The following is a 20,739-nucleotide window of genomic DNA, read 5'->3' on the forward strand; positions in this document are numbered from 1 at the left end:
AACCCACAACCAGATCACTGCCTTCCCAGTAACCGGGCGGGCTGCCTCGGCGACGACAAAGAACACTACACACCCCACCCACACACCACAAACCCCCAGCACACAACCACAAAACACCCACAACAAAACAAAAAAAGGGACCGCACACGCGACCCCTTCCCGTCCGTGCCATCGTCGGCAATCTAGTTGACCCCAGTAGCGATCAATTGAAACCACCCTTGCGAGAGAGCAAGAAGTAGGCCTACTAGCATCACGCCACGGACCTACTGAGCATCACACTGCAGAACTAAAAACATCACTCCGCTGAGTCGTGGTGGGCACGCTCGATGGTCGCTCCCAGCTCCGTCAACGTCTCCACAAAGTCCGGATACCCGCGGTCAATGTGATAAACGTCGTTGACCTCGGTCATGCCGTCGGCACATAGGCCAGCTAAAACCAGTCCGGCACCTGCGCGAATGTCGGAGCTCCATACCGGGGCGGAGGACAATTGATCTACCCCTCGGATCATCACGTGGTGGCCATCGATGTAGGCATCGGCACCAAGGCGGGTCATCTCATCAACAAACCGGAAACGCGACTCGAACACATTCTCGGTGATCACCGATGTGCCCTCAGACACTGAACACAACGCAATCGCCATCGGTTGGAGGTCCGTCGGAAAGCCGGGAAAAGGCAGCGTCTGATAATCGACAGCCTTCGGACGGTGATTCTGCACAACGCGGAACCCCGTCGCATAGGTCTCTACCTCGGCGCCCGCACCCTTGACTTTCTCCAGAACAAGGTGGAGGAAAGAGGGGTCAATTCCGCCGACGGTGATATCGCCCTGAGTAATCGCAGCAGCATATGCCCAGGTACCCGCGACAATGCGGTCCCCGATCACCTCGTGGCGAACCGGATCCAGCCGAGGAACCCCCTCGACCGTGATCGTGTTCGAGCCAGCCCCGGAAATCTTGGCGCCCATTTCGGAGAGCATCGTGCACAAATCCACGATCTCAGGCTCGCGAGCAGCGTTATCCAGAACGGTGGTGCCCTCCGCCAACACCGCGGCCGTCAAAATATTCTCCGTCGCACCAACCGAAGGGAAATCGAGTTTGATCGACGCACCATGCAGACTTTCAGCTTCAGATACGACGCAACCGTGCTCGATTTTCGTCGTCGCACCCAGCTTTTCGAGACCACTTTGATGCATATCCAACGGGCGCGACCCGATCGCATCTCCCCCTGGCAAGGCAACCACCGCACGATGACTACGAGCGGTCAACGGCCCGAGCACACACACCGACGCGCGGAACTTACGCACAGCGTCGAAATCCGCGTCACTCGTCACGTGCTCTGGAACCGTGATGTAGACCGTCGGTCCATCCAGAACCACTCGGCACCCTAACCCCCGCAGGACGTCGGCCATATAAGGAACATCGGCGATCTCGGGGCAATTGGTCAGCACCGTTGTGCCCTCGGCCAACAACGCGGCCCCCATCAACTTAAGGACACTGTTCTTCGCCCCCGCCACACGAACCTGCCCTTGCAAACGGGCTCCACCAGTTACCTTGAAACTATCGTTTCGGGATTTCACGTCACTCACACTTACAGGTTAAACAAGCATGATCGGGAATGCGCAGAAACCCGTCTCAGCAGCGCGGTTATCAAAATCATTCGTTGAGCATTTCTTGCCGACGGGACGAAACCGTTCATGGGCGACGGGGCTATATAAAGCGCGCGAATGAGGAACACGCAGACCGGCACGGACGTAACATGAGATCATGAGCGTCCATCTCACCCGCATCTACACACGAACCGGCGACGACGGAACCACCGGACTATCGGACTTCTCGCGCGTCAGCAAAAACGACCCACGGCTTGTCGCATATTCGACGTGCGACGAGGCGAACACCATCATCGGCATGGCTCTCGCAGCCGAAAATAGCGCCGGGGAGTCGCAACTTCCCGACGCTGCGCAATCCGCGCTTGCCATCATTCAAAACGAACTTTTCGACGCAGGGGCCGATCTGTCAACGCCCGTCGTCGAAAATCCGAAATACCCCCCACTACGGATTGAGCAAAGCTACATCGATCGCCTCGAGAAATGGTGCGACGAATTCAATGAGGACTTGCCTAAACTTGATTCGTTCATCCTCCCCGGGGGGACGATGACTTCGGCGTTTTTACAGAACGCGCGAGCGGTAGTGCGGCGTGCGGAACGGGCGGCGTGGGCAGCTGTAGAGGCCTATCCGGACACGACGTCGAAGCTGCCTGCCAAGTATCTCAACAGGCTTTCTGACCTGCTGTTTATCTTGTCGCGTGTGGCGAACGACGGAAACGATGTGAAATGGGTTGGTGGAGGCACACGCGACTCGTTATAGACGCACCTGTAACGGTACAGGCGGTCTCAACGTCCGGAGCTCTGTTTTACGGCAGGGCCCCAATACGACGAGCAGCATTCACTGCTTCATAGCGGGTGTGCGCACCCAATTTACGCATAACCGAACGGAGATAGCTCTTCACGGTCTCCGCTCCGATGCCCATCTCTTCCGCGGCCTCCACGTTGGTGTGGCCCAAGGCTACGCAGGCCAAAACGTCCAGCTCACGCGCGGAAAGTTTCGTCGTTTGCTTTACCCGAACTGGCTGAACCATCTGGTCACACAGCTGTTCAAGCTCTTGGCGGAGATCATCGGACTCAACCCGGTTCGCCAGCATCCGGAGCTTCGAGTGAGTAGAGCGGACCTGCTCCCACTCGGCACCGTTCATCAACCGGCCACTCTTCCCGCCACCGCGGCTCGGGTCGGTGCGACGGAAAGCGTCGCCGACAGCGAGATCCTGTTCAAGGGTGCGGGCAGTCATGGTGACTTCTTCGAGGACTTTGTCGCCTAGGCGGACTGGTGAGTGAACGCCGGCATACAAAACCCCGCGCAGGTCACGCGAGACAATGATCGGCACCGCGACCACAGAGTGCAGGCCCTCATCTTGAATGGCACGGTCGTGCTCGTGGGATATGACCTTTGCCCGGGTGTAATCACTCACACCGACCGGGCGACGGGTCGTTACTACGCGACCGCCCACACCTGAACCGGCGTCAATGGAAAGATTGTGTAAAGCCGGTGTACGAAGCCCAACCCACGCGTTGATCTTCAGGCTGTTGTCCGTCTCGATCGCGCCATACATGGTCACGGGAATTCCGGTGGCGTTTTTTAACGAGGCGAGAGCTCTCCGAACGGCCTCACCATCGTCTTTGTATCGTAGTGCGTCCACGACTACCCTCCTGGTATCCCCCACCGGGTTACACCCGATGGGGGCAAAAACACGCTTCGAGCTTCACTATAAAGCCACTAAATTGCCCTACAAAATGTAACCAGATGATTCAAACGATCATTGACGATCGTTTCACCGCGCGTGAGCAGGGGTTTTCCGCTGTGCGCAGACTACGCGAGCGTGAAAAAATGTGAACTTTCTCTCACAGAGATAAATAAGATTTCTCATATTCTTTTAGCAGCAAAATTACGTGCCGACTATCACCGACGCACCGACACCCGATAGCTAATCGACGCGAAAAAACGTATCTACTAGGGCTTATGGTCGATATATGCGCATTGCGGGTCATTTCCCACGTGAACGGGCCCGCGAAATGATGAACACTACGAGCCACGAGAATGGCGATACAACAACCGGAACCGCGTCATGAGGCGACGGAATGATGGACCGCTATAAAGGGGGTTTAGAGTCTCCTAAAACCAAAAATTAAAACCTACGGTTCCGTTGTTTTTACCCCCTCTACCCCCATGCGTGTTGAGCGCGGTGTTTTCATCATCCCAGCACACCTACTGTCCCCACGTCTGGGTGGCCAGATTATTTATCCGCTCAATCGTCCTATCCAAGGAGGAACCGAGACTCGAGACGACGCTTTTTTCGAGTTTCCGCCCCACGACAGGAATACGAGACTTCGCGGTCGCCTTCGCCTCGACATGGCAACCGAGCGGTTCTTCACCCACGTGATTCGTTTCACTCTGCTCGGCTTCATTCTGCCCAGCTTCACTCTGCTCAACCCCACCGGACGACGCAGAATAGTGAAACGTGATACTCATCCGCCCCGTGTTCCCCGGCAGCGATGCTTCACTTTCAATCCGAAACGAGTCATTTTCCAACGGAAAAACCGTACTCGACTGCGTCATGCGCAGCGTTTTCGGCTTAGCGTCCTCGCCAGCGTCTTCCGGCGGCTGCATGACCTGCTCAGCCGTCGCCTCAGAGAACACTGAGCCATCGTCGCGGCGCTCATAGCGTGAGTCAACGATCGTTACCGGCCTCTCGGACGTGCCACCACTTCGTAGTAGAAACTCCTTGCTACAGCAAATTTCGTACACGCGGTCAATCAGCTGAGCAAAGTCACGTTGTTCCGTCTTCGACGCACTCATACGAGCCATTCTTTCATGAAGTCACGCTGGCATGCGGAACGCACTGAAACGAATGCACTAACAGCAGTTCTTACTGGTTGTGCTGCCATTTCGCCGGACGCTTTTCAGCGAAAGCCGACATCCCCTCCTTCTGGTCAGCAGTGGCGAACAGGCTGTAAAAGCTCTCCCGCTCTGCACGAAGCCCCTCAGACAACGTCGTTTCAAAGGCTCGATCCACAGCATTCGTCGCAGCACGAAGGGCGGTAGCGCTGAAACCAGCAACTGTTTTCGCCACCTCATAAACATCCTCGGTGAAGGAGTCAGAGGGGAACACCCGGGAGACCAAACCGCAGCGTTCGGCTTCGTCGGCACGCATCGGCCGACCCGTTAGCACCAAATCCATCGCCTTCGCTTTACCGATTGCCCTGGTTAAACGCTGAGTACCACCGAGGCCGGGAATAATTCCGAGCGTGATTTCCGGCTGCCCGAAGCGCGCGGTTTCCGAGGCCAACACAATGTCGCCGGTCATGGCCAGTTCGCACCCGCCCCCCAGCGCGTACCCCGACACGGCGGTAATGATTGGCGTATCGACCTCGCGCAGGCGATCGAGCTCGCCGAACATCCGTCGTTCCCTGATCTCAGGAAAAGTGCGGTCCTTCATCTCTTTAATATCCGCGCCAGCGGCGAAAGCCTTTTCAGATCCGGTTATGACAATCACACCGACGGACGGATCGGTATCCAAACTCTCAACGGCCTGCACCAACTCACGCACTAACGTCGCATTAAGTGCATTGAGAGCGCGCGGACGATTCAGCGTCACCGTCGCTACGCGATCGTCCTGTGACACCAGCACCGTCTCGTAGTCAGCTGATTCCGGCCGCGCCGTCGGTTCGTTAACTTCGTTTCCACTATTCTTTTCGCTCATTGTCGACGAATCCTCAGAGCTTTTACGTTCATTACTGGCCATGTATTTTCCACCTCAGTGTTAGTGACATATTCGTCTCAACTGGATTGTTACACCAGGTCACCGCTCCGAATCCTTTACCGTCTGGGCCTCAGTAATCCGGTGGGGACCTGTTGGAACGATCCTAACGTGAGGTCCGAACATACGGGACGAAACGTAGTTTTCGTCCTCAATAGGCGTTCGCACTTTACAAACTCGGTGTACGTTCACGCAGTGCACATTCGCGCGTTACAGACCGATCTGTCTGTTTATTTCGGGGAAGAAAGCGTAAACTGACGGACGGCGAGGGACGACATCTACGATTCCCTCAGCATGCAGCGAAAATAAGGTCTGTAGCCATTGGGCAAAGACCGGTAAGAAATCACGAATTGGAGATTCATCCATGTCAAACGTCTATGACAATGTTTCCGGACTCGTCGGCAACACGCCACTAGTTCGACTGAACTCTCTCACCAAGGACCTCGACGCCGAGGTCCTCGTGAAGCTGGAGTACTACAACCCCGCAAACTCGGTGAAGGACCGCATCGGTGCAGCAATCATCGACGCAGCCGAAGCCGACGGTTCCCTCAAACCCGGTGGCACCATTATTGAAGCAACGTCCGGGAACACCGGCATCGCCCTCGCCATGGTCGGAGCCGCACGAGGCTACAAAGTAGTGCTCACCATGCCGGAATCCATGTCGAAAGAGCGCCGCGCACTCCTCCGCGCACTCGGTGCGGAACTCGTCCTCACCCCGCCTCCATCAGGCATGCAGGGTGCCGTCGACAAGGCTCAAGAACTAGCCGATAGCACCGAGAACTCCATCTTGGCATCACAGTTCACCAACCCGGCCAACCCCAAGAAGCACTACGACACCACCGGGCCTGAGATCTGGAACGACACCGATGGAAACGTCGACGTTTTCGTTGCCGGTGTCGGCACTGGCGGCACCATTACCGGCGTCGGTAAGTACTTGAAAGAACAAAAGAGCGACGTCAAAGTTGTTGGTGTTGAGCCATCAGATTCCCCACTACTCTCTGAGGGACGCGCGGGGTCGCACAAGATTCAGGGAATCGGAACCAACTTCTACCCGGAGACGCTCGACCGCGACATCCTGGACAATGTGTTGACCGTCAGCTTTGAGGACGCCGTTTCCACGGCACAGGCGGCAGCCGCGAAAGAAGGCATCCTCGGAGGAATCTCCTCCGGTGGCAACATTTGGGCTGCACTTCAGGAAGCAAAGAAGCCGGAAAACAAGGGCAAAACCATTGTGACTGTGGTGTGCGACTTTGGTGAACGCTACATCTCCACGCCACTGTTTGAAGGTCTTCGCGACGACTAAAGACGGCTAATCGAGCCGGCTGAAAGAGTCTGGCGGGCGGAAGGACACCCTCCATCTGCCCGTTTTATTCAAAACAGGTACTCTTCTTGGCATGCTCGGTTCGATCATCACAACTCTCAAAGAGGATCTGCGCAACGCACGCGAATATGACCCTGCAGCCAGAGGCGACGCAGAAAACGCCCTGGTCTACTCCGGTCTCCACGCGATTTGGGCGTACCGAGTAGCACACTGTTGGTGGGAACGCGGCTGGAAAGGCCCCGCCCGCATACTGTCGCAATTCACCCGATTTATGACGGGAATCGAAATTCATCCCGGCGCGACGATTGGACGCAGGTTTTTCATCGACCACGGGATGGGCGTTGTCATCGGTGAAACCGCCGAAATTGGCGACGGTGTCATGCTCTATCACGGCGTAACTCTGGGCGGACAGGTGCTTACGCAGACCAAACGTCACCCCACTGTGGGCGATAACGTCACCATCGGCGCTGGTGCGAAGGTGCTCGGCCCGATCACGATCGGTGACAACACGTCGATCGGCGCGAACGCCGTCGTGACGAAAGATATCCCGGCGAACTGCATCGCCGTCGGAATCCCCGCAACGTGCAGGCGACGCAAAGAATGCGAATGCACCAAGCTGGTTGACCCCGACAAATACGTCACGAGTGCTCACAACCCGCTCAAGGGTGGGTCTAAAAAACCAGACGCTTCATAGAAGCGTCACAGGAGCTGGCGGAACGAGTGGTCAACGTCGTAGCTAGTCCGCGACTAGGTCGGCGTAATCATGATTCTTGGACACAAAGTGGGCAACGGCGGAACACGTCGGGATGATATGCATGCCGGCTTCTCTAGTCTCATCGAGAGCTGACTTAATAAGCTTGGACGACAGCCCCCGGCCGCGGAACTCGGGATGCACCACAGTGTGGTGGAAATCCCGCACGTCCCCAGCGGCTGTGGGAGCGTACTCGGCGAATCCTGCTACTTCGCCGTCGACTTCAATGATGAAACGGTGACGATCAGCTTCATGCTTGACGTGGGCATTGACATCGTTATCTGACATAAGCCCACTCTAGACGGATTAAACGAAGGAAACCCCTACTCCACACAATGGTGTAGTAGGGGTGATGTGGCCAGAGCCGGGATCGAACCGGCGACCTTTCACTTTTCAGGCGAACGCTCTGCCGACTGAGCTATCTGGCCACCACGTCAGCCCAGGTAAACCGGGCTTCACGCACGAGACGATACTTTACCTGTCGTCTCAGAAAGAACGCAAATAGCCCCACTTCCTGCACGTAATACGCTGAGATCACCGCCCATGACTATGCACAAACGATAAAATCTGGCTCCTCAGCCGACGATGATCGCTGTACCCGGCACTACTACTCGTCGTAACCGGCACTGGTCGTCGCCGAGTGAAACTCAAGATTAATCCCATCCGGAGTTTCCCACACGCGCGATTCCACATCGAAGTGCCGCTCGATAACCTCCTCGGTGAAAACATCGCGCGGCGAACCCGCAGCAACAGGGTCCCCACCATCCAAAACAATGACGTAATCACAAAACTTCGCAGCGAGGTTTAAGTCGTGGAGAACCACGATAGTCACCAAACTCGAGTTCGACACGTACCCCATCAACTGCAATTGAGCGCTGATATCAAGGTGGTTCGTCGGCTCGTCAAGAAGGATCACATCAGGCTGTGTCGCTAGAGCGCGTGCGAGATGTACGCGCTGCTGCTCACCGCCTGAGAGATGGACAAAGCGCCGATCAAGAAGGTCATACACTCCCACCTCTCGTGCCGACGCCACCACCATGTCACGGTCGCTTTGACGCATACCCAATACACCGAGATAAGGGGTTCGCCCCAACGCGACGACATCCCGGACGGTGACGTCGGCACTAGCCACATTGTGTTGCGCGACAAAAGCCATCCGACGTGCGCGAATCTTCCGCGGAATCGTACCCCAGTCTTCCCCATCAATCGTGACGTGACCGGAATGTGGGGCCAGGCCGGCGATGGTACGCAACAAAGTGGTCTTGCCTGACCCATTACGCCCGACTATTCCGACTGTGTCACCTGAACGGGCCTCGAACGACACGTTATTAACTGGAGGAACGCGCGAGCACACGTCGGAAACAACGAACGACACCGACCGATCCGTGTTCGCAGCCTGCTGAGTAACTGCATCGTGATTGTTAGACATGAGTACGGCTCCCCCTCCCCTGCTTGACCAACAGAGCGATGAACAACGGGACACCCACGAGGGCCGTGATGACGCCCACGGGAATCTCGACAGGCGCAGCAACCGTTCTGCCCAGGGCGTCGACCCAAACCAACAGAATGGCACCCAGAGCAGCAGAGACAGGAAGTACCCGGCGGTGTCCGGTTCCCACAATCAGCCGAGCGGCATGTGGAAGGACCAGGCCGACGAAGCCAATCGCCCCGGAACTGGACACGATCGTCGCGGCTAAAAGGGAGGCGACGCCAATAACCACCATGCGGACACGCTTGACGTTGATGCCCAGTGACGCCGCGCTATCGGCGCCGAAGGTGAAGGCGTCTAGCGCCGTCGAATGACAAAAGAACACCACGAAGCTGACCGCGAAGATGGAAGCGCTGAGAGCCACTGTCTGCCAGGATGAACTAGCCAAAGACCCCAACATCCAAAACAACACTCCACGTGTGGTGTTCGCGTCCGCGGAAAGCATGATGAGAAAACTAGTGAGAGCGGAGAAGAGCTGAGTAATGGCAACCCCCGCGAGAATAATGTTGTGGTTACCATTCCCCGCCGCCCACGCGAGAAGAAGGACAAGCGAAAACGCCGCTAGTGCTCCCACGAAAGCTCCCGACGCCATCACAAATGACGCCGCCGTCGAGGCAGTAAGAACGACCACCACAGCCCCAGCCGAAGCTCCAGAACTGATACCAAGCAGGTAGGGGTCGGCCAAACCATTGCGCAACAAAGACTGCAGGACGGCACCACATATAGAGAGTGCAGCACCTGCTACCGCAGCCAGCAATGCGCGTGGCATCCGCAATTCCCAAATTGCGTTTTGCTCTAAAAGAGTGACCCCTTCGGGCGTCGAACTAAGTCCTAGTTTGAAAGCGACAACTCGCCATGCATCGGTCATCGAAACACTCAATGGCCCCAACGTTATAGAAAATAAAATTGAGACAAAGAGAGCTACCAGCGATGCGCCAACGAGAACCCAGAGTTTGACTGTCGAGGTCACTCTTCTTTCTTCCCCTGTTCTGATGGGGGATTGTCCGCTGAGGAGCCCTGACCATCATTCTGATTGCCATCAGCAAGGGCATGAGCAACCTTTTCCATACCATCGACGGTACGAATACCAGGGTTGAGGTCACCGCCGGCAACCACAATCAAGTGGTCATTCTTCACTGCATTCATATTCTTCGTGACCGGATTATTTTTAAGGAATTTGATCTTTTCCTTCGCAGTCTCAGCAGTTTGCTGTTTACGAGTGAGGTCTCCCACAACGAGATAATCGGGGTCTTTCGCGGCTATGGCTTCCCATCCAATTTGTGGCCATTCTTCCGAATTATCCTCAAACACGTTCTTGAGCCCGAGCTGGTCAGCAATAATCTGGGGCGCTCCTTTACCCCCTGCCATGTAAGGGCTTTCTGAATTGGCAAACCAAAAGGCTACAGACGTCCCGGAAGGAATGTCTTTACTTGAAGAGCTGAGGTTGGCAATGCGGTCCTCTAATTTCTTTTGGAGCTCATCACCTGCGGCTTTGTCACCCATGATCTCGGCGAGATCGTGAATATCTGTATAGATATCAGACATCCGGAGTTTTTCTTTCCGACCACCGTCGCCATTATCACCCGGCTTATCCGACTTCGTGCATTCCGTGTGATCGAGATATGCCGGTACACCGACCTTCTTATAGCTCTCGTAACTTCCGGAACCACTATCAGCCAACGTTTGCGCAAATGTCGCGGCTACAAAATCCGGGTTTTGATCGAGAACTGTCTCCATCGAGGCGTTGTTATCGGATAAACGTTTGATCTTGTCATTGGCAGCCTTGAGATTATCCAAAATAGGATCGGTCCAGGTCGCTGTACCAACAACTCGATCACCGAAGCCCATTGACAATAATTCCTCGGTCACACCTTGGTTTAAAGCAACGACGCGTTCAGGTTTTTGCTTAATCTCCAAATCCCGGCCACAATTCTTCAGGGTAACCGGATAGTCTCCCGATTGATCCCCCTTCGACGAAGCGCTATCCGATGCTGACTTTTCTGCATCATTTGAGGATTCATTTCCCGACTGACAACCGGCCACTCCCAGCATGGTTACCGACGCGAGAATAGCCACGCTCAATCCGCGTTTCCGCGTTATTCGGCGATTGCTTGGTGATTGGCTTGCAAGTGTTGGAGTCCTCCACGAATGGTCAAAACCAGAGTGGGAAAAGAGTGAGAAACCGCGCATGGAAAAACTATCCTCTCTACCTAAACGCGAGATATCGAAGCTCACGGCTAGCCTTCCAAGGCAAAACGCGGTATCCGGACTTAACGCAAAATAGCGTGTCACCGTTGCGCGTCAGTTGCAGATTCGCACTGCATTCCCCGCATTTCCCAGTTTGATGGCTATCCGTCTACAGGTAGCTTACGGTAGAGCTTCCCAACTACCCATTTATGCAGGAGAAACACGGCGATACTGGGGAGATATATTCGGGGTTATACGGGTTATACGACGGCGGCCTCTACGACAGCGATGCTGCTGGTCCCCGGAATGCGAAAACGGCCGGACACAAAGTCCGGCCGAAATAAATGCGACCCTGACGGGACTTGAACCCGCGACCTCCGCCGTGACAGGGCGGCGCGCTAACCAACTGCGCCACAGGGCCATCAACACGTCTATTAAAAGAGTGCCGATTGCGTTGAGTAGCTCTCTCGGGGAGCCGCTCGAACGTGTTAGAACTCTACACAGAACACAGAATGTCCACAAATCACCACGTCAAGACCGTTTTCTGTAAGAAAACAGCGCGAAAAAATGCCCTAAACCGTCACGGGGTCACCGGAGGTCCCCGAAACCTACGCAACCGTCAATTAAGGATGAGGGTTTTATCCCCATTCGGGGGATATCTGGGCCTGTCTGACCTCGACCGATGCGACGGTTACCAATTGATAATATTTTTTAGGGTCCCAGCTACCGCATAATATTTGGCGTGTCACAAGAGAAAACGGCGCGTCAATTATCCTTCCACGCGCTCCCACCACAACCCCTGCTCCCCGCAGACGAAATCGCCCATAAATATCCTCGGCTCCGTCTGCAAGTATTCATGGGGATATTCATAGGATATGCAGGCTTTTACCTGGTACGAAACAACATTTCGCCAGTCGCCGCACTGATCAAGAACGACGACATCCTCGATACGGTCGCCATCGGCATTATTGCCAACGCCGTCTATATCTCGTACGGCCTCTCCAAGTTCATGATGGCTACACTGTCTGACCGCGCGAACGCACGACTGTTCATGCCACTCGGCCTCGCTTTATCAGGCGTCACCAACATCCTGCTGGGAACCATCCCCGCCCTCCATGCCACGGTGGCCATCTTCACCCTCGTCATGTTCATCAACGGGTGGTTCCAGGGCATGGGTTGGCCTCCGTCCGGCCGCGCCCTCGTACATTGGTTTTCGACGACAGAGCGCGGGTGGAAAACGGCGATTTGGAACTGCGCTCACAACGTGGGCGGCGCTGGCGTCGGTATCTCGATCGCATGGGCATTGTCCATCACCGGAAACCAATGGCAATCAGCGTTTTGGCTCCCGGGCATTATCTCGCTCATTGTCGCTCTTATTGCTTTCCTATTAATTAGAGACACTCCTGAGTCCGAAGGTCTCCCTCCCATTGAGGAGTACCGAAACGATCCGGCCAAAACCGAAGCAATCGACGACAGCGAGATCGCAAACCAGTCGACCTTCACCATCATTTGGCGCCACATTTTGACCAATCGCGTCATGGTGCTCCTAGCTCTGGCCAACATCTTTATCTACGTCCTGCGTTACGGAATCCTCAGCTGGACACCCGTGTATCTCCATGACATCCACGGAGCTAGCCTCAACGGCTCGATCGCCGGATTCTCAACCTTCGAAATTGCCGGAATTATTGGCACCCTCATCTGTGGCTGGGTCACGGATAAAATCTTCCGCGGATATCGCACAAGTACCGGAATTCTCTTCCTCGGTGCAGTTGCTCTGTGCACCCTTACTTACTGGCTCGTCCCCCATAACTCACCCTTGTGGATTCCTCTGCTGTTAGTCAGCCTCATCGGCGGACTGATCTACGGACCCGTTATGCTGATCGGACTTCAAGCCATCGACCTCGCCCCACGAAATATTGCGGGCACGGCGGCTGGATTCACTGGGCTCATGGGATACGTCGTTGGTGCAACGCTTGCCTCCACAGGAATCGGCTTTATCATCAAGCACTGGGGATGGAATGTCACTTTCATCTTCCTGCTGGTCTGTGCCTTCATCGCAATTGCCCTTATCGCCGGCGTCGGCAAGGACGAGAAATTGCTGATGGAGCATCACTCCAAGGCCAACGTGCCCCCGGCCGACGCGACTGACACAACCGACACGACCGAAGCAACTGCCAACAGCACTACCGCGCAGAGTAACGACGAAGGAGCCAAGTAATGAGAACTCCCCGAGCACGGATCTACACCGCAGCACTTTTGCTCACAGCCGTCGGGTCGCTAGCAGCATGCAGCAGCTCTGACAACGACAATGACACCTCCAGCGCCACGTCGGCAACATCAGGATCGACGACACAGTCCGCAGAGAAGACCAGCGGAAACCACGTCGACCTCGCAAGTTTTGACCTTCAGGCACACCGCGGTGGCCGTGGTGAGAACACCGAAGAGTCCAAACAAGCTTTTGAAACGGCGATCGATGAAGGCGCGCGCACTCTCGAAATGGACATTGTCCTTACGAAGGACGGCGTGCCGGCGGTGTGGCACGATCCAAAAATCGAGGACGAGAAATGCTCTGACACCCAACCCGCCACACCTGATGATCCGCAGTTCCCGTACGTCGGCAAAAATGTTCATGATCTGACGTGGGATCAAATCAGCACGCTGAAGTGTGACAAAAAGCTCGCTGATTTTCCTGATCAGAAGGTGGCCCCCGATAACCACATTCTGAAGCTCAACGACGTTTTTGATCTCGTTAAAGAAAAAGGGGCCGACGTCCGCTACAACATCGAAACGAAGATTGAGGCGGATAAGCGGGAAGTCTCTGCGCCCCCGGAAGAATTCGTCTCAACCATCATGGGTGTTGTTGACCAATACAGCGTTCGCGACAAAGTGACCATCCAAAGTTTCGACTGGCGGTCACTCAAACTCCTGAAAGAACAGCAGCCCGACGTCACCTTGGCCGCGTTGTACGACGAGACCACGTGGAAAAAAAATTCACCGTGGCTAGCCGATTACACCTACGAGGAGTACGACGGTGATGCTCTGAAGGCGGTCCAGGCGCTCGGAGCTCAGATCACGTCGCCTGGCTATGCGCAGCCCTACGACACCAAGGTCGGCGACAAGGACTTTCATCCCGTCGCAGACCGCGACTATGTGGAAAAAGCGCACGGGATGAATATCAAAGTTCTCCCCTGGACGGTCAACGATAAAGAGACCATCAAATACTTTATCGATAACGCGGGCGTCGACGGGCTTATCACCGATTACCCGAAACGAGGAGTGGAGGTCCTTAAAGAGCTCTCGTAGATCGAGCCACCACGTATCCGCCCGGCTACTGTTTGCCGGGCGTTTTTCTGATTACCGGCAATTCGGGGCGGCAATGGGGGTTCGCGGCAACTCGCGGCTAGCGTGACCGACTTAGACACGGCCAACTACCTTCGCCCGGAACATCACTAAAAATAAATTCGATATACTTAGCCAAGTAACACACACTCAGGATAGCAATGACTGCCCGTTACGGACGAGATGAGGTGAACTAGATGTCCTCTTCGAAGACGATCTTATATCTAACTGTGATCGGTGGCGTGGTCGGTATTGTCGCCTGCTTCCTGTATGTCTTTGGTGTCGTTCCGAAAGAAGTCGGAGGAATTGGCCTACTTCTGGGAGGTATCTGTTCCATTGAGTTCAATAGAATTCGGAAAAGGTCATAAACGCAGGTCCGGCCGGTTAGCGACTAGGTTTTCGATATCAGGAGCGTACGGATTGTGTTTGACTACATCCCCGAGAAACATGATCTCGACTCTCGCTACGTTGATTTTAAAGAAGTAAAAAGAACGAAATCCCGCGCTTACAAATTTACAGTGTGGAGTTCATGCCTCGGCGGACATAATTTCTTTCTTGGCCAATGGCTAGTGGGAACACTGCATTTCCTCTTTACCGCAGCTTTGGCTCCCATTTATGTGTTTATGGACTGGCAAACTCTTCTGGCCACAATCATCATCGATGTTATGTGGTGTTATTACGGGGTCAAGAAAATCGCCTTATCCGACGAAGATGATCCCATGTATTCGGGTCACACACCAAAATGGTTCTTTCCCCTCATGGTGATTCACATGAACACTATTATCTGGGATTTTGACTTCTGGGCACGAAAACGTAAAAAGGCGGAGAAAGAGAACAAAAGCAAGGAAGACGCCCAAGGATAGACCGTCCTGTACCAGCGAGTCGCGTTGACCGCCGGCTTTTACGTATCACAAGAGCGCTTTACGAAGCTTATACGCCGACCAGGGAGTGGACGGCCTGACTAAGATATAGCCAAAATGTAGTCAAGCGGGGCGAAGATCCCGACTTGACAAACGAAAAATACCCCCTGACCTGCAGTAACAGGTTGGGGGTTTTGGTACTCTCAACGGGTTCGAACTTGAAAACCTGTATTTTCCACCCCGCTCTAACCAGGGAAAACACCAGCTCAAAGCGTGCACTAACCCCGCTAACTACCCCCGTAATCTACCAAAATCTACCAAAATTTAACAAACTCGTAGAGCCAAAATAGAGCCACAAACACACTACCCCCGCCCCGAACCCCCTCGCACCGTTAGAACACCAATTCGGACATAAAAAGAAGGGCTCGGCACAGACCAGACCCCCTACACAACAACTACTCTTCCGGCTGGTCTTTCTTCTTCCACTCTGTGAACGTCATGAACGGCGGCGGAGGGCAACTGCAAACCATGATCCACCGCCCACACCTCCAAGTTCCGGAACACCTCAGTAATCCACACGATGTACTTGCGCTGCTCACGCTCCGACTTTGATACACGCTCCAGCTCAGAGCGGAACTCGCTTGTGTCGCTCTGCCGGGCCTTATCCATCCTCGCTATTTCCTACCTCAGGTCAGCGATTACCCGCGAGTGAATATCCTGCGCTTCTTACGCTCACACCGCCACCTAGCCAAAATGCCTAACGTCCCGAACTTCTCCGACAGAATCGCCGGGGTATCAAAGACAAGGAACAGGAAACCCACAAGAAACTGGCTGACCGGCTCTCCTTCACCCACCCACCGAGCACCTGCCGCGTCACCGCCATCTCCCTCTCTCCGCATCTGGGCACCATGGGACCTCAGCGCGAGCGTCACACACACCGACGCCCACAAACCAGTCAGCGCCACATAAAACAAAGAAAGGGCCCCGGACTGGAAACAATCCGGGGCCACAGTCCCCCCTAGCGCAGCTGCACTCTCAGCATAACACACTATAATCGAACATGCATACGATACTATTAACGCTAGACGGGGGTAACACCATGCCAGGACGAGGACCAGCACCGAAAAACCCAAACTCACGTGCGAGAAGAAACGAACAAAACATTCCGCAACGGGAAATCGTTGTCTCCTTTGTCCCCCAACCCGCACTCGAAGACATCTACGGAGACACCAACCCGGCAACACAACAACCCTGGACAGACCAAACACTCCAATTCTGGGACACCCTCGCCACCTTCCCACCACTCAAGACACAAGGCCTCCAACAAACACAATGGCTCGACCTTGCCCGCACCATGGTCATCGACGACGCATTCAACCGAGGCGACACCCGGCTAGGCCCAGAACGACGACTACAACTCGCCCAATACGGCATCACACCCGACAGCCTGGCACGCCACCGCATCACCATGGCCACCGCTGACGAAGCAGAAGACAAACGCCGCGCCTCCCGCGCCGCCGCCGACGTCCGAGGCCGCTACCGCAGCCTGAAAGCAGTTGACTAACTCATGCCATTTAAACCCAGCGAGGCCGGAGAATTCCCCTCCCTCGGATGGGAATGCCTAGCCTGGATCGAAGAAAACCTCGCACAACCAGACTCCGCCGAATACAAGCCACTCATCCTCACCCCAGACCAAGCCAACTTCCTCATCCACTACTACCGACTCGACCCGGAAACAGGACAGAGAACATACACCCGAGGAATATTCTCACGCCCCAAAGGCTCCGGAAAATCCCCACTCATGGGCGCTATCGGAGCACTCGAAGCGCTCGGCCCCGTCTGCTTCGGCGGATGGGACGCAGCCGGACAACCCGTCGGTGTCCCCTGGTCTCACCACGTCACACCACGCATCCAATTCGCAGCTGTTAACGAAGACCAATCAAAAAACGCCTACGGGCCACTCCTCGAAATGCTCCGCGATGGTCCAGCAGTAAACAACTACGACATCGACCCCATGGAGAGTTTCATCGCCCTACCTCGCGGTCGTATAGAGTTCATCACCTCCGGCGCTTTATCTAAGGAGGGTGGCAGGCCAGTGTGGGCGGCTCTCGACCAAACGGAATCATGGACACGGTCGAATGGTGGTGTGGCGCTCGCCGACACTTTGCGACGCAACCTCGGGAAGGTGGGAGGACACTCCATTGAAACACCGAATGCATTCCGCCCCGGATCAGGCTCCGTAGCAGAGAAGACATTCCAGGCTGTCGAACTTGAAAAACAGGGGCGGCTCAAGCGGGAAACCATCCTGGTTGACCACAGGGAAGCCCCCGCCGACACTGATCTTTCCGACCACGACTCCCTCTATCAAGGGTTGGTCTATGCCTACGGGGACTCAGCGCGAGATCGGGGAGGCTGGGTAGATATTGAACGGATTATTACTGAAATATGGGACCCGTCGACCGACCCGTCCGATGCCCGACAGTTTTATCTTAACCAGATAGTGTCCGCCTCCGATTCGTACCTCTCTCACCTTGAAGTGGACGCCATCGAGGATCGCAACAAAGCTATCCAGCCAGGCGATAAGGTCGTGCTCGGTTTCGACGGATCACGAGGCCGTGTCCGAGGCAACGCTGACGCAACCGCCCTGGTGGGGATGCGCGTTTCGGACGGGCACCTTTTTGAAATTGCAGTGTGGCAATCACCAACTCCCCGTGATCCCACCTGGGAACCAGATGCCAAGCAAGTCGACGCTGTTATTCGAGGGTGCTTTTCCCGCTACCGGGTCGTCGGCATGTATTGCGACCCGTCAGGGTGGACTGAGCATGTCTCAAGCTGGGAAGCTGATTTTTCCCAAAAATTAAAAGTTCGAGCAACATCTGAGCACCCCATGATGGCGTGGCCACGTGGGAAAACCGCTTCAGTGTATCAATCACTGACTCAATTCCGACAAGCCGTTGTTCACCGTGAGATCAGCTATGACGGTGGCGCTTATCTTCGGGCCCACTTGCTTAATGCCCGCCGTCGAGAAACGCGAACTGGATATTTGCTCTACAAATCATCGCCAGAGTCGGCTGATAAAATCGATGCAGCATATGCAGCGGTCATGGCCTATAAATGCTATCTCGACGCTGTGTCACGGGGGATAACGAAACATAAAAAGAAGAGGGGGTCATTTGTCCTATGATCGAGGGACTAACGCAAACGGAAGACGACATTCTAAGCCTACTGAGCAGTCAGGTCGGAGCACACCGAGCCAGCAACGAGCGGCTAGCCGCCTACTATGACGGCACGCACCGAGTCCGGCGAATCGGTGTGGCTGTGCCACGCACCCTCGGGGACATTGGGGTGGTGTCGGGCTGGCCAGCCACCATTGTCGATACCTATGGCGACTTGCTACGCATGGACGGCTTTATCTCTCCTGACTACCCCGACCAGATGCGCACCATCACCCGCCGGTTCAACGTTCCGCTGCGCGTCTCAGAAGCCATTTTAGACATGCTAATCTTTGGGCTAGGCCTACTTGCTGTCGAGCCAGACACGACGGGCCAATTCCGACTGCGCTCGGTCTCCCCCATGTCCGGATCACTGTTGTGGGATGATGCCACCAATAGCCCAGTGGCTGGCTACCGACGGTCCGGGGTTGATTCACAAGGCTATTATCGCGAAGTCCTCTACCTACGTGGGCAAATCGTCATCGTGCTGCAGGATACGGCCCGAATTCAATCAGTCCAGAGATACCCCATCCCCGACAACGGGTTCCCCATGTTCAGGTTGCGCAACAGGCTACGCACCTCCCACTGGTCAGGGCAATCAGAAATCACACCAGCCGTGCAATACCTCACCGACGCAGCCGCCCGCACCCTGGAAAACATGGAATACAATTCCGAGTTCTATGCCTCCCCACAACGGTGGGCCATAGGGGCCTCACCCGAAGACTTCGACTACGACCCCGACGGCATGTCTGAATTTGACCGCGTTGAGATGGGATGGCGCACGTCCATCGGCAAAATGCTCGTTGTCAATGGGTACGAGGACGACAAAAAGCAGCCGAGTGTCGGGCAATTTGCCTCCTCACCCCCGACCCCATTCATTGAACAGGTTAGGGCCTATTCTCAGCTCATCTCTTCGGAATCGAAAATCCCTGCCCAGTATTTCGGATTCATGACGCAAAACCCGCCATCGGGTGATTCCATCCGCGTGTGGAAAGAACAACTCATCCGCGCCTCAGAAATCAAAACCGAGCTGATGAACCCGGATTTGATTGCGCTCGCTCAGGTGCTCGCTTCGCTGACTGAATTTGATGATGAGGTGGATGCGGATCGGTTAGCCGATAACCTCGAGGTGGATTGGAGAGACCCGGCGACAGCGTCGAAAGCCGCAGATGCCGACTGGGCGCTCAAACTCCTCTCCGCTGGTGTCCTCTCCCCTGATTCTCAGGTTTTGCTCGAAAACCTGCATTTCTCTGCTGCTGATCGTCTGCGAATTGAGCAGGAAAACCGGAGTAAGCGCCTGTCTGCTCTCGCGAAGGTCATGGCTGCATCCAAGACGGACAGCGACCAATCCAGCTCGCCCAACGACACCGAAGACGGGGCGACCGAAGCAGAACAAGTCCCCTCTCCCGATGAGAACGCCAGCCAAGACGCGAAAGAGGGAAGATAAATGGCCACCGTGGATGTTGAACACCCGTGGACATCGATTACCCCAGTGGTTGATCGGATTACGACGCTGGCCATTCGTGAGCTCAACATGGAGGCCGCTACCATCCCGGACGTCACCGACAACCCTTATGAGCAAAAAGACCTGTTACGGCAGCTAGCGCGGGAGACAATCGACGCCTACGGCCTATCAGTCACGGACGCGACAATGGCGTGGCTCGAGGAGCAAGAAGAATATATGGGAATGCGCCCGGTGGCGTGGGAGCCGAAGAAAGTTGATATTGATCGTGTGGAAGCCCGGATGGCCCATGACTTCGGACCGTTGTTCTTCGAAGAGGATGGGTATGCCACCACGGTGAAGAATTTGGGTTTTCTTGTCTCTGACGAGTTGTACGGTCGGCAGCGCAAGACGACGGAGTCTACGGCATGGAACGGTAATGGGTCGTGGGCTCGGGTGGCACATCCGGGTGCTTGTGCGTTTTGTATGTTGATGGCGTCACGCGGTTTTGCCTACAAAACGCGGGAAACCGCAGGCGGTGGCCATGCGGGGGCGCATTATCACGATCATTGTCGGTGTCTGGTGATTTGCAAGAAACGAGGGAAGGTTGAGCTTCCTGACAGCACGATTCGGGCTCAGAAGATTTATGCCGAGGGGCGGGAACAGTCCCCTACTGGCAAGCCGGAGGATATTTTGTCATCTATGCGAAAAGTTGGAAATCTAAGCCATTGAACGTATGTGCTAAAATGTGTGATGATTGCGGTACTGTCCGGAA

General features: G+C 55.2%; 22 protein-coding genes, 2 tRNA genes and 1 riboswitch. Of the genes, 11 read left to right on the forward strand and 13 right to left on the reverse strand.

The genetic code is table 11. The features are described from left to right. Positions 1 to 295: 295 nt before the first annotated feature. Together murA and KCQ76_RS08605 are read right to left on the reverse strand one after the other, a co-directional pair. Positions 296 to 1,573, reverse strand: a complete 1,278-nt coding sequence (murA, locus tag KCQ76_RS08600; protein ID WP_046203703.1) for a UDP-N-acetylglucosamine 1-carboxyvinyltransferase — start codon at positions 1,571 to 1,573, stop codon at positions 296 to 298. A gap of 18 nt (positions 1,574 to 1,591) precedes the next feature. Then, positions 1,592 to 1,762 (reverse strand): hypothetical protein, encoded by a 171-nt coding sequence (locus tag KCQ76_RS08605; protein WP_156441644.1) that lies wholly within the window; start codon positions 1,760 to 1,762, stop codon positions 1,592 to 1,594. Between KCQ76_RS08605 and KCQ76_RS08610 the strand changes: the two genes are divergently transcribed. Next, the gene (locus KCQ76_RS08610; protein WP_046203704.1) at positions 1,761 to 2,360 is read left to right on the forward strand and encodes a cob(I)yrinic acid a,c-diamide adenosyltransferase; all 600 of its coding nucleotides are present in this window, start codon (positions 1,761 to 1,763) and stop codon (positions 2,358 to 2,360) included. The two genes, KCQ76_RS08605 and KCQ76_RS08610, sit on opposite strands and share 2 nt — an antisense overlap. A gap of 46 nt (positions 2,361 to 2,406) precedes the next feature. On the opposite strand, the gene ramA is transcribed toward KCQ76_RS08610, so the two are convergent. The 3 genes from ramA to KCQ76_RS08625 form a co-directional block, all read right to left on the reverse strand. Then, entirely contained in the window at positions 2,407 to 3,246 is an 840-nt protein-coding gene (gene ramA, locus KCQ76_RS08615) for an acetate metabolism transcriptional regulator RamA (RefSeq protein ID WP_046203705.1), read from the reverse strand. A gap of 566 nt (positions 3,247 to 3,812) precedes the next feature. Then, a complete protein-coding gene (locus KCQ76_RS08620) occupies positions 3,813 to 4,403 on the reverse strand; it encodes a DUF2505 family protein (RefSeq protein ID WP_160296142.1) in 591 nt (196 codons plus the stop codon). A gap of 70 nt (positions 4,404 to 4,473) precedes the next feature. Next, a complete protein-coding gene (locus KCQ76_RS08625; RefSeq protein WP_180962485.1) occupies positions 4,474 to 5,349 on the reverse strand; it encodes an enoyl-CoA hydratase-related protein in 876 nt (291 codons plus the stop codon). A 379-nt stretch (positions 5,350 to 5,728) separates the two neighbouring features. On the opposite strand from KCQ76_RS08625, the gene cysK reads away from it, so the two are divergent. Continuing rightward, complete coding sequence (cysK, locus tag KCQ76_RS08630; protein WP_046203707.1) at positions 5,729 to 6,667, forward strand: cysteine synthase A; 939 nt, start codon at positions 5,729 to 5,731, stop codon at positions 6,665 to 6,667. A 91-nt stretch (positions 6,668 to 6,758) separates the two neighbouring features. Next, entirely contained in the window at positions 6,759 to 7,379 is a 621-nt protein-coding gene (gene epsC / locus KCQ76_RS08635) for a serine O-acetyltransferase EpsC (protein WP_221914846.1), read from the forward strand. Positions 7,380 to 7,421: 42 nt separating this feature from the next. Here epsC and KCQ76_RS08640 read toward each other — a convergent pair whose 3' ends face one another. From KCQ76_RS08640 to KCQ76_RS08665, 6 genes are all read right to left on the reverse strand, one after another. Continuing rightward, entirely contained in the window at positions 7,422 to 7,724 is a 303-nt protein-coding gene (locus KCQ76_RS08640) for a GNAT family N-acetyltransferase (RefSeq protein ID WP_046203709.1), read from the reverse strand. A gap of 67 nt (positions 7,725 to 7,791) precedes the next feature. Beyond that, positions 7,792 to 7,864 (reverse strand) — tRNA-Phe (locus KCQ76_RS08645). Between the two features lie 179 nt (positions 7,865 to 8,043). Further along, positions 8,044 to 8,865, reverse strand: coding sequence for an ABC transporter ATP-binding protein (locus KCQ76_RS08650; protein ID WP_082089967.1), 822 nt, complete (start codon positions 8,863 to 8,865; stop codon positions 8,044 to 8,046). After that, positions 8,858 to 9,895: a FecCD family ABC transporter permease gene (locus tag KCQ76_RS08655; protein ID WP_221914847.1), complete on the reverse strand. Its 1,038-nt coding sequence runs from the start codon at positions 9,893 to 9,895 to the stop codon at positions 8,858 to 8,860. The genes KCQ76_RS08650 and KCQ76_RS08655 overlap by 8 nt, the downstream gene beginning before the upstream one ends. Continuing rightward, positions 9,892 to 11,001: an ABC transporter substrate-binding protein gene (locus KCQ76_RS08660; protein ID WP_236881234.1), complete on the reverse strand. Its 1,110-nt coding sequence runs from the start codon at positions 10,999 to 11,001 to the stop codon at positions 9,892 to 9,894. The genes KCQ76_RS08655 and KCQ76_RS08660 overlap by 4 nt, the downstream gene beginning before the upstream one ends. Before the next feature lie 183 nt (positions 11,002 to 11,184). Then, positions 11,185 to 11,253: riboswitch (cobalamin riboswitch) on the reverse strand. 206 nt (positions 11,254 to 11,459) lie between these two features. Beyond that, positions 11,460 to 11,533: transfer RNA gene (locus KCQ76_RS08665), tRNA-Asp, on the reverse strand. A gap of 435 nt (positions 11,534 to 11,968) precedes the next feature. On the opposite strand from KCQ76_RS08665, the gene KCQ76_RS08670 reads away from it, so the two are divergent. The 4 genes from KCQ76_RS08670 to KCQ76_RS08685 all read left to right on the forward strand — a co-directional run bounded on the left by KCQ76_RS08670 (position 11,969) and on the right by KCQ76_RS08685 (position 15,314). Next, positions 11,969 to 13,330, forward strand: a complete 1,362-nt coding sequence (locus tag KCQ76_RS08670) for an MFS transporter (RefSeq protein ID WP_231725417.1) — start codon at positions 11,969 to 11,971, stop codon at positions 13,328 to 13,330. Continuing rightward, entirely contained in the window at positions 13,330 to 14,415 is a 1,086-nt protein-coding gene (locus tag KCQ76_RS08675; RefSeq protein WP_046203712.1) for a glycerophosphodiester phosphodiesterase family protein, read from the forward strand. Before KCQ76_RS08670 ends, KCQ76_RS08675 begins: the two co-directional genes overlap by 1 nt. 233 nt (positions 14,416 to 14,648) lie before the next feature. After that, positions 14,649 to 14,819 (forward strand): hypothetical protein, encoded by a 171-nt coding sequence (locus KCQ76_RS08680; protein ID WP_156441643.1) that lies wholly within the window; start codon positions 14,649 to 14,651, stop codon positions 14,817 to 14,819. A 54-nt stretch (positions 14,820 to 14,873) separates the two neighbouring features. After that, on the forward strand, positions 14,874 to 15,314 hold the full coding sequence (locus tag KCQ76_RS08685; protein ID WP_046203713.1) for a hypothetical protein: 441 nt from the start codon (positions 14,874 to 14,876) through the stop codon (positions 15,312 to 15,314). 441 nt (positions 15,315 to 15,755) lie between these two features. On the opposite strand, the gene KCQ76_RS08690 is transcribed toward KCQ76_RS08685, so the two are convergent. Further along, entirely contained in the window at positions 15,756 to 15,980 is a 225-nt protein-coding gene (locus KCQ76_RS08690; protein ID WP_046203714.1) for a hypothetical protein, read from the reverse strand. A 29-nt stretch (positions 15,981 to 16,009) separates the two neighbouring features. Beyond that, positions 16,010 to 16,321 (reverse strand): hypothetical protein, encoded by a 312-nt coding sequence (locus tag KCQ76_RS08695; protein ID WP_046203715.1) that lies wholly within the window; start codon positions 16,319 to 16,321, stop codon positions 16,010 to 16,012. Between the two features lie 50 nt (positions 16,322 to 16,371). On the opposite strand from KCQ76_RS08695, the gene KCQ76_RS08700 reads away from it, so the two are divergent. The 4 genes from KCQ76_RS08700 to KCQ76_RS08715 are packed head-to-tail and all read left to right on the forward strand — an operon-like array spanning position 16,372 to position 20,696. Then, a complete protein-coding gene (locus KCQ76_RS08700; RefSeq protein ID WP_146003257.1) occupies positions 16,372 to 16,875 on the forward strand; it encodes a phage terminase small subunit in 504 nt (167 codons plus the stop codon). Between the two features lie 3 nt (positions 16,876 to 16,878). After that, positions 16,879 to 18,495: a terminase large subunit domain-containing protein gene (locus KCQ76_RS08705; protein ID WP_046203716.1), complete on the forward strand. Its 1,617-nt coding sequence runs from the start codon at positions 16,879 to 16,881 to the stop codon at positions 18,493 to 18,495. After that, entirely contained in the window at positions 18,492 to 19,970 is a 1,479-nt protein-coding gene (locus tag KCQ76_RS08710; protein WP_046205298.1) for a phage portal protein, read from the forward strand. Before KCQ76_RS08705 ends, KCQ76_RS08710 begins: the two co-directional genes overlap by 4 nt. After that, on the forward strand, positions 19,971 to 20,696 hold the full coding sequence (locus tag KCQ76_RS08715; RefSeq protein ID WP_046203719.1) for a VG15 protein: 726 nt from the start codon (positions 19,971 to 19,973) through the stop codon (positions 20,694 to 20,696). The last annotated feature ends 43 nt before the right edge of the window (positions 20,697 to 20,739 follow it).

Origin of the sequence: Corynebacterium parakroppenstedtii, assembly GCF_019754935.1 — a bacterium.
GTDB lineage: Bacteria > Actinomycetota > Actinomycetes > Mycobacteriales > Mycobacteriaceae > Corynebacterium > Corynebacterium parakroppenstedtii.

Bases quoted from the DNA above. Each gene is read 5' to 3' on its own strand.
- KCQ76_RS08610 (WP_046203704.1), top strand. From the start codon at position 1,761: ATGAGCGTCCATCTCACCCGCATCTACACACGAACCGGCGACGACGGA.
- KCQ76_RS08605 (WP_156441644.1), bottom strand. From the start codon at position 1,762: ATGATCTCATGTTACGTCCGTGCCGGTCTGCGTGTTCCTCATTCGCGC.
- KCQ76_RS08620 (WP_160296142.1), bottom strand. From the start codon at position 4,403: ATGAGTGCGTCGAAGACGGAACAACGTGACTTTGCTCAGCTGATTGAC.
- KCQ76_RS08625 (WP_180962485.1), bottom strand. From the start codon at position 5,349: ATGGCCAGTAATGAACGTAAAAGCTCTGAGGATTCGTCGACAATGAGC.
- cysK (WP_046203707.1), top strand. From the start codon at position 5,729: ATGTCAAACGTCTATGACAATGTTTCCGGACTCGTCGGCAACACGCCA.
- epsC (WP_221914846.1), top strand. From the start codon at position 6,759: ATGCTCGGTTCGATCATCACAACTCTCAAAGAGGATCTGCGCAACGCA.
- KCQ76_RS08640 (WP_046203709.1), bottom strand. From the start codon at position 7,724: ATGTCAGATAACGATGTCAATGCCCACGTCAAGCATGAAGCTGATCGT.
- KCQ76_RS08650 (WP_082089967.1), bottom strand. From the start codon at position 8,865: ATGTCTAACAATCACGATGCAGTTACTCAGCAGGCTGCGAACACGGAT.
- KCQ76_RS08670 (WP_231725417.1), top strand. From the start codon at position 11,969: ATGGGGATATTCATAGGATATGCAGGCTTTTACCTGGTACGAAACAAC.
- KCQ76_RS08675 (WP_046203712.1), top strand. From the start codon at position 13,330: ATGAGAACTCCCCGAGCACGGATCTACACCGCAGCACTTTTGCTCACA.
- KCQ76_RS08680 (WP_156441643.1), top strand. From the start codon at position 14,649: ATGTCCTCTTCGAAGACGATCTTATATCTAACTGTGATCGGTGGCGTG.
- KCQ76_RS08690 (WP_046203714.1), bottom strand. From the start codon at position 15,980: ATGGATAAGGCCCGGCAGAGCGACACAAGCGAGTTCCGCTCTGAGCTG.
- KCQ76_RS08700 (WP_146003257.1), top strand. From the start codon at position 16,372: ATGCATACGATACTATTAACGCTAGACGGGGGTAACACCATGCCAGGA.
- KCQ76_RS08705 (WP_046203716.1), top strand. From the start codon at position 16,879: ATGCCATTTAAACCCAGCGAGGCCGGAGAATTCCCCTCCCTCGGATGG.
- KCQ76_RS08710 (WP_046205298.1), top strand. From the start codon at position 18,492: ATGATCGAGGGACTAACGCAAACGGAAGACGACATTCTAAGCCTACTG.
- KCQ76_RS08715 (WP_046203719.1), top strand. From the start codon at position 19,971: ATGGCCACCGTGGATGTTGAACACCCGTGGACATCGATTACCCCAGTG.